General features: G+C 70.4%; 7 protein-coding genes and 2 pseudogenes. 6 read left to right on the top strand and 3 right to left on the bottom strand.

Annotation, left to right across the window (positions count from 1 at the left end):
• Positions 1-81: 81 nt before the first annotated feature.
• The 3 genes from ACFWP3_RS34885 to ACFWP3_RS34875 all read left to right on the top strand — a co-directional run bounded on the left by ACFWP3_RS34885 (position 82) and on the right by ACFWP3_RS34875 (position 5,870).
• Positions 82-1,011 carry a zinc ribbon domain-containing protein gene (locus tag ACFWP3_RS34885; RefSeq protein WP_384229244.1) on the top strand — a complete coding sequence of 310 codons (930 nt, stop codon included), beginning with the start codon at positions 82-84 and terminating at the stop codon, positions 1,009-1,011.
• A gap of 37 nt (positions 1,012-1,048) precedes the next feature.
• On the top strand, positions 1,049-4,099 hold the full coding sequence (locus ACFWP3_RS34880) for an ATP-binding protein (RefSeq protein ID WP_384229242.1): 3,051 nt from the start codon (positions 1,049-1,051) through the stop codon (positions 4,097-4,099).
• Positions 4,100-5,096: 997 nt separating this feature from the next.
• Entirely contained in the window at positions 5,097-5,870 is a 774-nt protein-coding gene (locus tag ACFWP3_RS34875; protein WP_384229239.1) for a hypothetical protein, read from the top strand.
• A 554-nt stretch (positions 5,871-6,424) separates the two neighbouring features.
• Here ACFWP3_RS34875 and ACFWP3_RS34870 read toward each other — a convergent pair.
• Positions 6,425-6,777: pseudogene (locus ACFWP3_RS34870) on the bottom strand (sensor histidine kinase); the annotation flags it as partial.
• Positions 6,778-6,985: 208 nt separating this feature from the next.
• On the opposite strand from ACFWP3_RS34870, the pseudogene ACFWP3_RS34865 reads away from it, so the two are divergent.
• Positions 6,986-8,462 (top strand): annotated as a pseudogene (locus tag ACFWP3_RS34865) (alpha/beta hydrolase); the annotation flags it as partial.
• A gap of 1,128 nt (positions 8,463-9,590) precedes the next feature.
• On the opposite strand, the gene ACFWP3_RS34860 reads toward ACFWP3_RS34865, so the two are convergent.
• Both ACFWP3_RS34860 and ACFWP3_RS34855 read right to left on the bottom strand, forming a co-directional pair.
• A complete protein-coding gene (locus ACFWP3_RS34860; RefSeq protein ID WP_384229236.1) occupies positions 9,591-9,947 on the bottom strand; it encodes a hypothetical protein in 357 nt (118 codons plus the stop codon).
• Between the two features lie 226 nt (positions 9,948-10,173).
• Entirely contained in the window at positions 10,174-10,488 is a 315-nt protein-coding gene (locus tag ACFWP3_RS34855; RefSeq protein WP_384229234.1) for a hypothetical protein, read from the bottom strand.
• 179 nt (positions 10,489-10,667) lie between these two features.
• Here ACFWP3_RS34855 and ACFWP3_RS34850 point away from each other — a divergent pair, with 179 nt between their 5' ends.
• Both ACFWP3_RS34850 and ACFWP3_RS34845 read left to right on the top strand, forming a co-directional pair.
• Complete coding sequence (locus ACFWP3_RS34850; protein ID WP_384229232.1) at positions 10,668-11,366, top strand: hypothetical protein; 699 nt, start codon at positions 10,668-10,670, stop codon at positions 11,364-11,366.
• Positions 11,363-13,215: hypothetical protein (locus ACFWP3_RS34845; RefSeq protein ID WP_384229229.1), on the top strand; the 1,853-nt coding region annotated here is incomplete at its 3' end. The genes ACFWP3_RS34850 and ACFWP3_RS34845, both read left to right, overlap by 4 nt.

Here is a 13,215-nt window from a genome sequence, read left to right as displayed (position 1 = left end):
CCGAGCAGCGTCGGAATTCGGAGGTGGGCCGTTTCCCGTTCCCGCGGCTCAGCGCCCGGCAGCGCGCGCGTCCCGCCGCCCATGGGACTAGCGTGGAGTGGAGGGAACGATGCCATGCGATGCGGTGCGTGCGGGTACGAGAACCTCCCCGGTGCCATCTACTGCCAGGGGTGCCAGGGACCCTTGACCCGACCCTGCCCCACCTGCGGGGAGCCCATGGCGGCGAATGCCCAGAGCTGTACGGTCTGCGGTGCGGCCATTGGCCCGGCGCGCTACCCGGCCGGCTCCCCGCCCCACCGCGATCCGCCGCCGGGCCGGCCCGGACACGGCAGCAGCCCCCCTCCGACCCGCCACGGCGACCCGCCCCACCGCACCGGCAGCGGGATGCAGTACGGGCAACCCCCGAACGGCAGTCGCGCGGAACACACGGCCCCGGACAGCCACAGCCTGCCGCACCGTGACGATCCTGCGCGATGGAGCACCGGCAGCCCCCACGGCACCGACAGCACCGGCAGCACCCACGGCACCGACGGAATCCAGCAGGAGCAGCCGAAGAAGGGCAGCCGCGGGGAGTACACCGGCGAGGTGACGGCATTCCGTTCGCAGCGGGAGCAGTGGGGCAACAGCGGGAGTGAGGAAGTCTGGCACTTTCGCCTCACCCGTCACGACGCGGACGGCAACGCGCTCCAGCCCGTCCCGGTCGAGATGCGGGCGCTCTCCTTCTCCGGTTCGGTGAGCAACGGCGACCAGGTACGGATCTCAGGCCGATGGCGGGACGGGACGCTGCGGGCGGATGAGCTCAGGAACCTGACCACTCACGCCCGCGTACACAACAAGGCCTACCGCGGCCAGCTCACCGTGGCCCGAGTGCTGGTCGTACTGATCGCGCTGGCCGTCCTGATCGGCATCGCGAGCATCGTCATCAGCGGAATCTCCGGAGGCGGCGGGGGACCGCCGCCGGACTGGCCGCCGGAACCCACGCCCCCGGACTGGTGGACGCCCCCGCCCTGATACCCGTGGAGATGGTGTTGCGATGCCCGGTGATCCGGTGAGCACTGACGCGGTCGACTACCTGCGACGCAGCCGCCTCGTCCCCCAACTCCAAGGCGGCCCGGCAGTGACCTCGCCCCTGGCGGCCCGGCGTGCCGTGCGGATCACCGCGGTCGGCCGGACGACGCGGCTGCTCCAACCGACGGCGGAGACCGTGCCGTCGGAGCTGCCGACCACGCCGCTCCTCGTGGGTCTCGCCGGTGCCGACGTGCCGGTGGCCTGCCTGTTCGAGAGCCACGGCCAGGGAGTCGGGATACGCATCGGGACCTGGGACACGCACGGCCCGGACGCCGACGCGCGGCAGGCCATGCTGCTCTCGGTACTCGACGGCTGCTATCCGGCGGTGGACCTCGCCGCCGCCAGCGTTGCCACGCCCAAGTTCACACACGGCGCACTCGCCCTGGGCGTACCCACCACCCGGTCGGCATCGACACGGGACCACGAACTGCCCATCGACAGATTCCTGCGTTCCATGACGGGACGCCGCTGGGCCGTGCTCGTCCTCGCGGTGCCCGTCGGCGGGACGGAGCTGGCAGCGGACCGCAATCGCGTGCTGAACGAGATGCGGGCGGTGACGACCGCCGTCCAGTCCACCGGATTGCGGAGCCCGCTGGCCGAGCACTACCTGACCCTCCTGCAAGCACGCCTCAACGCACTGGCCGACGCGCAAGCCCGCGGCGGCTGGCGCACGGGCGTCGTTCTCCTGAGCACGAATGCCCCCGAGGTCAACGCACTGTGCAGCGCCTGGCGGGCAGCGTTCTCCGGGCCCGAGTCCGTGCCCGAACCGGTCCGCACGATCGCACTGCCCTGGACAGCAGATCTGGCCGAGCACTGGGCGCTGCCCGACGATCCGGAACAACCGGGTCCAGGACTCTACCGGCACCCCTACGCCGCCCAGACGATCCTGAGCTCCCCTCAGCTGGCAGCCTACGTACACCTGCCGACCGTGGAGACGGCCGGCTTCGGAGTCAGAACCGTGCCCCGGTTCGACGTACTGTCCCCGCCCGCCCCGGCACCTGCCGCGGCCATAGGTACGGTGATCGAACGCGACCGCAGGAGCCCGGTCGAGTTCTCGGTGCCGCTCGACTCGCTGTCCCGGCACGTCTTCGTCGGCGGTGTCACCGGATCGGGCAAGAGCAACTCCGTCCTGCACCTGATCCGGCAGGTCGCCGCCGCGGGGGTCCCGTTCCTGGTGGTCGAACCCGCCAAGGCCGAGTACCGGGCTCTGCTGCGGGACCCGGCCGTCGGCCCCTCCCTTCGGGTGTTCACCCTGGGGCGGGAGACGGTCGCACCACTGCGCCTCAACCCGTTCGACGTACCCGAGGGCGCCTCGGTGGCGGAGCACGTGGACCTGCTGCGCGCCACGTTCGAGGCGGCGTTCGGGATGTGGGTGCCGCTGCCGCACGTACTGGAACGCTGCCTGCACGAGATCTACAGCGACCGCGGCTGGGATCTGCGGACCGGGACCAACCACCGGCTCGACGCACACGCGCCGACCTGGACGGCCTGCCCCACGCTCGGCGACCTCGCGGCGAAGATCCCCGTGGTCTCCCGCTCCCTCGGCTACGAAGAGAAGATCGCCGCGGACATCGAAGCCGCGCTGAGCACCAGAATCAGAAGTCTCAGGCTCGGCGGCAAAGGGGCGCTGTTCGACGTACCCCGCTCCTTCCCCGTGTCCGAGCTGCTCGCCGCACCGACGATCATCGAACTCGAGGCGATGGGCAGCGACGACGACAAGGCGTTCGTCATCGGTCTGCTCCTCGTCCGACTCGCCGAACACCGGCGGGCCCAAGGACAGCAATCGGGGCTCATACACCTGTTCGTCGTGGAAGAGGCCCACCGACTGCTCGGTGCCGCGCCCCGCATCCGCGAGGAGAACGTCGCCGACCCGCGAGGCGGCGCCGTGGAGACCTTCGCGCATCTCCTCTCCGAAATCCGCGCCTACGGCCAAGGCGTCGTCATCGCGGACCAAGTACCCACCCGCCTGGCCCCCGACGTACTGAAGAACACCCAGCTCAAGATCGCCCACCGCACCGTGGCCGCGGACGACCGGCTCGCGCTCGCCGCCACGATGGGCATGGACGCGGTGCAGTCCGAAGCACTGGTCTCGCTCCAGGTCGGCCGGGCAGCGGTCTTCGGCTACGGAGCCGACGCGCCCGTGCTGGTGCAGGTCCCGCCCGCGAAGGACGACGCCTTGATCCGCGCCACGACGGATACGGCCGTCCGCGACCTGATGACGGCCTGGCGCACGTCTGGCGGCTGGGACGGACTGTGGCTGCCGGCCCCCTCGTGCGCGGTGGCCTGCACAGGTCACCCCGTGGAATGCGCGTCGGCCCGGACCCTCCTCGACGACAACGCCGTACGGCGAGCCCTCACCCGCATCGTGCTGTCCCTCCTGGCGGACACCGGCAGCCTCGAACGCACGCTGCCGGACCTCGTACAAGTCGTACGCGTACGACTTGAGCCAGCCCATGACGAGCAGGCAGTCCTGCGCTCCCTCCTCGCCCACGGGGCCGACTGGTACGCCGCACGGCGCGGCGGACAAGGTGGCTGGAAATACACCGTCACCCTCGACTACGCGGAGCACCTCCGGCAGGCCCTCCTCGCCCAGGACACCCAGGCGAGAGCCGCGTTCCGGGCCTTCGCCATGGAATGCCACGCGTACGGCATCCCGCCCTTCCCGCGCTGCACCGACATCAGCCCGGACCGCGTCTGCCCCTACCGCGGCGCGGTCGCCGACGCTGTGGCAACCGGCCGCTTCTCCGACATGTGGTCCGAGGCGGATGCCGCGGACCGGGCGGCAGGGAGCAGGCAGGCGACGTGGGCGGTCTGCGACACGGCTGCGTACGAACTGGTCGAGTACCCACTGGACGACGCCTCGCCCGAAGAGGCGGCGCGCATCGAGGAGGCGAGACGGCGGGTAGGCCTGTGCTTCGCCCAGCACATGCTCGCCGCGGACGGAGGGGAACTCCCTCGCTCCGTCAGGCGGATCACCGATTCGCTCATGGACGAGTCGTCTCCCGACACGCGACAGGACCCCGAGCCATGAGTGACCAGGCGAAAGGCAAGCAGGAGGGCAAGGACAAGCCCCACCAGTCGGACCACGACAAGTCCAAGGACCAACCGAAACGCCCGGACGGGAAGGACCAGCCGAAGCCGGGGGGTGGGAAGGATCAGGGGAAGGAGCAGTCGAAGCCTGGGGGTGGGAAGGAACAGTCGAAGCCTGGGGGTGGGAAGGAGCAGTCGAAGCCTGGGGGTGGGAAAGAACCGGCGAAGCCTGGCCCAGGCAAGGAACCTGTGAAGCCTGGGCGGGGGAAGGAGCCGGTGAAGCCTGGGCCGGGGAAGGAGCCGGTGAAGCCCGGGCCGGGCAAGGAGCCCGTGAAGCCCGGGCGGGGGAAGGAGCCCGTGAAGCCCGGGCCCGGCAAGGAGCCGGTGAAGCCCGGCCCAGGCAAGGAGCCCGTGAAGCCCGGGCCGGGGAAGGAGCCCGTGAAACCCGGGCCGGGCAAGGAACCCGTGAAACCCGGGCGGGGGAACGAGCCCCCGAAGCAGCCTTGGCCTCCGAAGGATCTGACTCCTTACGGACGCAAACTCTACGAGGGAGCAAAGCCGACTCCGTGGGGACGGGAGCACGGTGCAAAGGATCCGGCTCCCGACAAGCCCAAGCCACCTGAACCGCCCAAGCCGAAACCACCCGAACCGCCCAAGCCGAAGCCACCGGAGCCGAAGCGGGAATTGGGGCTGGACGAGGCCATGGACAGGGCGCGGGAGCAGATGCAGCCGAGCATTCCGGACCCGCCGAATGCGCCCTCGCCTCCGGGAGCAATGTGACTGGCTGGCGATCGTAACGGCGCAGCCCCGCCCCACCCGCCCGCCCCGCGAGCGCCCGTCTGCCTCTGGGCCTGTTTGCGTCAGGGACGCGACGGGGAAACCTGCCCGGTCTCTGGAACGGCACGTGTAGGAGGACGCTGGTGCGGGAACCGGACACGGGTACACCAGGTCGGCGACAGGGCCTGCTCGCCACCCGCCTGCGAAAAGGCCTTGCGGTCGTGCTGCTGGCCGTAGTCGGTTCCTTCTTCGGACTCTTCGGGGAGACGCTCTACAAGAAGATCTTCGAGCGGCCCACTGGTCCCCCCGTGCGAGTGGACCGCGTAGCACTCGACATCTCGGAGCCGGGCATGGCCTCCTCGGGCAAGATGATCCTCTCCGCAGAGGAACTCCAGCAGCTCAACACGGCCGAGCAGCACTTCGGCCCGTGGCTGCACGCCAAAGGCGCCACCGCGCTCGACGGGGCGCAGACGATCCGCGTCACACTGGGAAACCGCCGCGACACCCCGCTCCGCGTCGTCGCCCTCGACATGGTGGACCGCACATGTGGGCCGCCACTGAGCGGCACGCTCTTCGAGTCCCCGACCGCCGGCGACGAGGGCGTCACCGAGATCGCGTTCGACCTCGACCTGGACACCTCTGATCCCACAGCGACCGGCACGGATCCCGACACCGGGGACACCTTCGACTTCTTCGACAAGCTTGAGATCCGCCTCGAACCAAAGGGGCAGGCCTCGATCGACATCGTCGTGCACACCTTGCGTCAGGCGTGCACGTTCGCCTTCGAGGCCACCGTTCTGGACGGCAAGGACGAACCCCGACTGCGTATCGACCACCACGGCAAGCCGTTCAGCGTCACGGCGCGGCGCGCCTACCAGGACTACCAGGCCTTGTACGTCGGGGGAGTGGCAACCGGCAGCGCGGAGTGCCCTGTCCGAGGCTGGGTGGCCCAACGCCCCGATACCTACGACGGCATCCACTGCACCCTCCCGTAGCCGCCGCATTGCGCGGGAACGGGTGAGAGGGCGTCGGCGGGGCACTGGCCCTGCACGAGCCCGGGTCAGCCGTTCGGCCGAGGCGGGTCCCGGCGGACGCGGGACGACGTGCCCGGTCGGATGAGGGCGGGGGACTCTCGGCACTGGCCTGCGGCGCTTCTAGGCTCGAAGAACTGCCCGCCCAGGAACACGCGCACGGCGCCCACCGCGCCGGCACGGCTCGGCGCACTGCTCGTACGCGACCTCACGGTTCCGGCCCCCTGCCCGCCCCGCGCTCGATGAGGTGCCATGTCTGCGGGTTCTCGCTCCTTCACCGCGCCACGCCCGACGGCCTCGGCGGATTCTCCCGCCTCTTCCACCCCCTGGACCTTGCGATGGCCGATCTCCACGGGGCCGCGGGGGCGCATGCAGGCCGTGTGGACCAGGGCGATGGAGCTGGGGGGAGGGCTGGCGGGCTTGGGTGGTGGCACTTCTCGCCGCAGCGGTGAGCCACGCGGACTTCCATCTGCACGGGCAGGGCATCGGCGCCTGCGGCTCGTCCGCCGCCGAATGGAAGACGCGGCCACGTAGACGAGGCCGACAACTCCGATCTCCACCGGACGGCGACGGGTGGAGACCGAGCACAGAGCCAGCAGCGCGGCACCGATGGCGAGTGCCGACGCGCTTGAGGCGATGGCGACCGCCATGGCGACGGCGAGCGGGAACCGTCGCCGCCACAGGAGTGCCGTCAGGCAGCCGAGAGCCACGAGAGGATCACCGGTGACCAATCAGGAACACGTGTCGGTCGCGCACCCCCGCGGCACCGCCGCACCGGTGGCGAGCCAGAACGGAATGCCCAGTGCCGCGGACGCCACCAGCCGCCATGCCTGCTGCCACCCCCGAGCCGTCGCGCGACGTCCGTGTTCATCGGGTCATTGTCGCGAAACCGTGCGACCGGTGCAGCAGCCCCAGGGATACTCCCGCCTTCGCCCAGGGGAGGACCACCCCCTCGACTCAGGTCGAAGGTGACGCAAGCCGTGGGGTCGATGTGCCTGCGACGCCGGATGAGCAGACTCGTTCTTGTCACCCGATCGTTCCGGCTCGCGACCTCGTGCGCTGCCCCAGGAGGACTCCAGATGCGCACATCCTTGTCCCTCGCCATCGCGGCCACCGCAGTCGCGGTGGCCGCGATGCCGGGAGCGTCGGCGGCGGCGACCCCGGACACGCTGACGGCCACGCAGTCCTCCCTGCGGCGGGGCCCGTGTCCGCAGCAGACCGCACCGCAGAACCCTGACCCGGCTCGCCTTGAGTGCGCGCGACACTCGACGTCCCGCTTGACTACCGCGATCCCCACGGCCGACAGATCGAGATCGCCGTCTCCCGCCTGGCGAGCACGGACCCGGCGAAGCGCCGCCGTGTGCTGCTGACCAACCCGGGCGGACCCGGTGCCTCCGGTCTCGCCTACCCCGCCCTCCTCGCCGGCGCCGGCCTGCCCAAGGACGTCCTCGACTCCTACGACGTGATCGGCTTCGACCCGCGCGGCGTCGGCCGCAGCACACCGGTCACTTGTGACCTGACACCGCAGCAGCAGGCCCGCGGCAACTTCCCGCAGTACGCGCACACCGCCGCCGACGTCGCCAAAGAGGCACCGAACGCGCCGGCCATCGCCGAACAGTGCGCCACCTCGCGTACGGCGTGGATGCTGCCGCACACCACCACCGCGAACACCGCGCGCGACATGGACCGGATCCGGGCAGCGCTGGGCGAGCCGAAGGCCTCGTACTTCGGCACCTTCTACGGCAGCTACCTCGGCGCGGTGTACACGACACTGTTCCCGCAGCGCAGCGACCGGATCGTGCTCGACAGCAACATGGGCCCCGGCGGCTACGACCTGGCGGGCTTCCGCCTGCTCGGCCGTGGAATGGAGGACCGGTTCCCGGACTTCGCGGCGTACGCGGCCGCGCGCCCCGAGTACGGCCTGGGCACCGCACCGGAGCAGGTGACCGCCAAGTTCTTCGAACTCGCGAAGCGGCTGGACGCCGAACCGGTCGGCGGCATCGACGGGACGCTCTTCCGCGGGGTGACGTTCGAGAGCCTCTACCTCGAGGGCTACATGCCCAAACTGGCCGGGGAATGGCAGGCCCTGGACCAGGGCAAGCCGCTGCCGACTCCGCCGCCGTTCCCGGAGAACCTCTCGGCCGGCCACTTCTACGTGACCTGCGGTGACTCGCGCTGGCCGGCACCGTCCGGGACTACCAGCGCAGTACGGCGATCGACCGGCTGAAGTACACGATGCTGGGCGGCACCACGGCAAACATCAAGCCCTGCGCGTACTGGCCGGACAGCCGGGTCGAACCGCCGGTCCAGATCGGTGACCGCGGCCCGTCGAACGTACTGATGGCGCAGAACGAACGCGACCCGGGGACACCCCTGGCCGGCGCCCTGAAGACGCGGCGGGCACTCGGCGACCGGGCCACGATGGTGACCGCCGACCAGGGCGGGCACGGCGTCTACCCGTTCGGCCGCAACACGTGCGCGAACAACGCGGTGACAGCGTTCCTGACCGACGGACAGCGCCCGGCCGAAGACGGCGCCTGCGTGGCGGAGCCGAATGACCAACAGGAGCGGATTCATGATCAAGGATTGGCGGCACCGTCGTGCCGTACAGCGGGTCACGCCCGGGGACGGCCGAGAGTTGCAGCGTTTCCGCTGGTGGCAGCTGCCCTTCCGCGTGCTGTTCCATCTGCGGCTGACGGGCGACGACGGCCGCGCCACGGTCTACGCCGTCGACGTCAGGCACTGGCAGAACCAGTCGTCCGGCAACCTCAAGGCCCACCTGTATCTCGATGGCAGGCTGCACGCCGTGTCCAAGCTCCCTGCCGTCTTCCCCGTCCCGGGCGGCACCGTAGAAGTGAAGATGAGCGGATTCGGCCTTAAGTGCTGCCACTACGTCACCGACGAAGGGCCCCGAGTTCCAGCTGGTCCCGGACCCCGACTCCGCCGAGGGCCGCCGCGCACGCCTCGACCGCGCGCACCCCGCAATGAGCCGCACCATCGGCCTCCTCTCGCTGTGCGTACTCGTCACCGCCCTGGCCGTCCTCATCCCACAACTCGCCGAACAACTCACTAGGCCCCAGGGCATAACCCAGCACACAGGTACCTTCACCTCGCCCGTAGACCTGCCGACATGGGGAACATCGCGACCGGCATCGCCACCTTGGCGGCCAGCACAGAACGAGCACTGCTCCTGGACCACAGCCACCTCTTGGACGGCGCAGCGGGCTGACCCACTCAACCCACGCCGAGCCGTCGCCCCCGAGCCGACGGCACCCCACCGGCGCGGGCGAGCCACGCCCACCCCCAGAACGCAACGCCCCAGCCTCCCGGCGGGCTTGCAGCTAGAGCGGTTCGCGAAGCTGGTGGTCACTCTCTACGACCACGCGCCTGGACCGGCGCGCCCACCGGGCGGGACCGGACAGACTGGGGCTGCGACGAGCTCCGGCTGGTGCTCTGACAGTCCTCATGGGGCCCAGCCGGCGGCCACTGTAGAAGCAGGGATCACGCTTGAATGGGATGAACTGTCCTGGTGAGCTCTGGGGCGCCTGTACGGGATCGATCAGGGAAGAGGCCGCCAAGGCGTCAGGCCTGGCCGGATTGGAATCCAACACGCGGAAGAGTTCCACGATCGTGGAGCCCGCATACCCGCTGTCCGCTTCGTGGACGATTCCGTGAGGCCGTGGATCAGACGAGGGATGACTGGTCGCTGGGGCCGAATTCCTCAGCGATGTTGTTCCACATGAAGCCGTCCCGCCAGCCGCGCTTCGCGCCGGCCCAGCCCAGCAGCGCCCCGAGGACCTTGTCCTGGGAGATCGTTTGCGTCTGGTAATGCAGCTCAGCCACACCGTCCCGGTACTCAAGCTGGTAGGTGTTGTTCTCTCGCAGCAGGACCTGGATGTACCAGCTGCCGGGCTGTTCCCCATCCATGCGCTCCAGGATCATGTGAGCGTTCCCCCGCTGCAGGTTGGCCAGCATCATCCCGATAGCGGGCTTGGACGGGCGTTTCACCACGTGGCCGCGCTCGTTGGTCGCAATCAGCATGGCCAGATCATCCAGCAAGGGTCTGACACCACGTAGCGAGGGCCTGACCAAGGCGGTCAAGGAGTCGAACCGATTGGGCTGCCTGGTGAAAGGAGCCCAGCCTGCTTGCTGAATCCGCATGACGCTGCAGGTGACTGTCGCTGGGGTGCTGCGGTGGTTGCCACGCGCCGGAGGGCGTCGTTCGTACTGGTCAGGGCTGGAGGCGGGCGGACGTTGTTGTCCGGTCTCAGAATCCCGCCATCGACTTGTCGAGCACCCCGCCTGTCGCGCCGTGCAGGCTGCACTTTGTGGTGTGCCCAGACCGTCTTCGGAGTGTGAAGCCGAGCAGGAAGAAGGCGAGGAAGAGGCCTCCTTGGACTGCGGCGACGACTGGGTTGTAGATGAAGTGCACGAAAACGGCGATGCCCAGCCAGACCACGATCGGCAGGATCGACCCTCGGAGGACAGTGCCGAAGCTGACGGGCACCGATCCGTCCGCCGGCAGCACCCGTGAATTCCACAGTTCGATGTGATCGCGTGTCACGCAGTGCTCGTCAGTCATGTCCGGATCACATCACCTTCGCGCTCTGCTCCGCGTGGCGGTCACGCAGAAACCGGCGCGCCAGAGGTGCGTCAGCCGGGTCCGGGCCGGCCGTGGCTGTACCGCATGGCACCGCTCGCCGCGCAGACGACCGGGGGCGCCGTCCGGCACGGGAGCCGGGTCCGGAAGAATGCGTCGGTATGACCGTGCGCCCTTCCGACGACCTTGCCGCCGCCTTCGCCCGCTTGGGCGGCGAGGAGGACGGGCAGGTCTGGTCCGAGCTGTGGGACGACCTGTGCCACCAGGGCTCCGTGTACGAGGACAGCTTCCTCGCCCTCCCGTACCTGGCGGCGATAGCGACAGGCGGCGCGCCCGGCGCACCGCAGGCCGCCGTCCTGATGGCAGGCCTCATCGCCGCGACGGCCGACGAGGAGCACAGCGCACGGTACGCCGCAGAGTTCGCCGTCCTCCTCCCAGTCGCCCGCCGCCTCATCGATGCGGGAACGGACGACCGTCCGACCTTCGTGTATCTCCTCCAGTGCGTCCTGGCCTTCGAGGGCGAGCGGCTGTGGAGTGCGGGGAAGCTGGAGGGCCTGTTCTACGAGGAGTACGAGGTCGACTGCCCCAGCTGTGAATCGACGCTCTTCATTGCGTTCGGAGGCGACGGCACCTTCGCCTCGGCCGGTGACTACGTGACGGCGGACCCGGTCAAGACGGCGCTGCTGCCTGCCGATCCGGCAGCCCTCGACGCGTTGCCCGCGCGCCTGCACCGTACGGCTACGGAGGCGGGGCACGAGGCGGTCGCGCGTGGGTTGACGTACCTCTTCGGTCGGGCGACGTGCCCGGACTGTGCGGGCGTTTTCGTGGTCTCGGAGCAGGTCGAGGAGAGCAACCGATGAGCAGCGACGTTCTCGCGGGGCTCGATGCCATCGACTGGGCGGGGCTGGAGCACGCCTACGGGACGGCCGAGGACGTACCCGGAATGCTGCGGGATCTGTACCGGCCCGAGAAGGCCGCCGACGCGGCCGACGACCTGCACATGTACGTCTACCACCAGGGTGGCGCGGTCTACTCCTCGGCTCCCGCCGCCCTTCCGTACGTGCTCGGGGCCGCGGCCGATCCGGCCATCGTTCCTGCCGTCCGCCGCGAGCTCCTCGAGCTCATCGGGAGTTTGGCCTACACGGCGAACACCGCCGAGCCCCGCTTCGTCCCCCGGACCTGGCCCGCCTCCTGGGACCTGGCAGTGACGGACCTGCTGCCGCTGCTCCACGACCCTGCGACCGCGAGCCGCATCGCCGTCGCGGACGCCCTGGCCGAGGCCCGTCACCGAGCCGACGAGGTGATCGCGGCGCTGCGGGCGCGGTGGGGCGTGGAGCCGGACCAGGGGCCGAGGCATCGGCTCGTCGTCGCGGTCGGCTCGCTGATCGCCCACGCCGAGGCTCAGCGTGACGACTCCCTCGACTGGCTACGACAGCTCATGCACGGTGCCGAGCCCGCTACCCGTCTGGTCGCCGTCCAGGCCCTGCGCCGCGCGTTGCCGGGGCAGGACGACGGCGGGTACGTGCGGACGGTGTGCGAGGTGCTGTTCGACTGCGAACCGGGCACCTGGAGGGCGGGCGGCGGCGCGACCAAGTCGACGGTTGTCTGGGCGATCGGCCTGCTGGGAAGGGACCGGGCGGCAGAGCAGGCCGATGCAACCGGGCGGCTGCTCGACCACCCGGACCCCTCCGTGCGTGCGGGCGCGCTGCAGATGGCCGCCGAGATGCTCAGCCGCCGGCGTTCCGCCGTACTGGAGATGCTCCCGGGTGTGGCCCGTCTGCTGCACGACTCGGAGCCTGACAACCGGCTCTTCGCCGCCCGGGTCCTCGGCATGTGCGGGCACGCCGCCCGCCCCTGGGCGGACGCTCTGGCGGCCATGGTGACGGACGGGGGCGAGCCGTATCTGCCTGCCCAGGACCACGCGGTCTGGGCGCTGTCCAGGCTCGGCGACGTGCGCTGTGTACCGCCGCTCGTGCGGCGCCTGTCCGGGCCACGACTCGGCTTCGCATTCCACTCGGTTTATGCCGACGGCTGGTGGGTGCACGAGCTGAGCCTGACCGAGGTCGCCGGAGGGCTCGGCGCCCACGCTGAGGTACTGCTGCCCCCGCTGCGGGCCCGGCTCACCGCGGCCTCCACCCTCGACGAGCGTCGAGCCCTCTGCCAACTGCTCGCGTCATGGGGTGCGGCCGCGACCCCCGCGATCCCGGACCTGATCGGTCTCCTGGACACCGACGCCGCGGTGTGGGCGCTGGACGCCCTCGCCGCGATCGGGCCGGCCGCAGCCGAGGCCGTGCCGCAGAAGCGGCTGCGCGCCCTGCTTGACGACCCGCCCGAGGGCCAGCCGTTCGCACCGCGCTGCCTGGCGCTCGCGTACGGGCGGCTGACCGGCGACCGGGAGCCCGCACTCGAGCTGCTGCTTCCGGAACTGGACGATCCCTACGGCCAGGAGGACGCGGCAGCCCTGCTGGGGGAGCTGGGCGCGGCGGGCGCCCCGTATGCCGCACGGCTGCGCGAGCTCCTCCCCGTGGACAAGGAGGGCTGGCTTCCGCTCCGTGTCGGCGAGGCACTCTGGCGGATCACCGGCCGGGCCGGCGAGGTCGTCCCCGTCCTCGTACAGGCGATCGCGCCGTTCGCAGAGCGGGGCGGTGCCTACCGGGCGGTCATCGAGACGATCAAGCTGCTGGCCGAGATCGGCGCGGCCGCCGCCCC

This window comes from Streptomyces sp. NPDC058525 (genome assembly GCF_042719495.1).
In the GTDB taxonomy this organism is placed as follows: Bacteria; Actinomycetota; Actinomycetes; order Streptomycetales; family Streptomycetaceae; genus Streptomyces.
This window is presented reverse-complemented; position numbering and strand designations above follow the sequence as displayed.

What these genes read in the sequence shown, in the direction of transcription:
- ACFWP3_RS34885 (WP_384229244.1), top strand. Translation starts at nt 82, where the DNA reads ATGGGACTAGCGTGGAGTGGAGGGAACGATGCCATGCGATGCGGTGCG.
- ACFWP3_RS34860 (WP_384229236.1), bottom strand. Translation starts at nt 9,947, where the DNA reads ATGCTGATTGCGACCAACGAGCGCGGCCACGTGGTGAAACGCCCGTCC.
- ACFWP3_RS34855 (WP_384229234.1), bottom strand. Translation starts at nt 10,488, where the DNA reads ATGACTGACGAGCACTGCGTGACACGCGATCACATCGAACTGTGGAAT.
- ACFWP3_RS34850 (WP_384229232.1), top strand. Translation starts at nt 10,668, where the DNA reads ATGACCGTGCGCCCTTCCGACGACCTTGCCGCCGCCTTCGCCCGCTTG.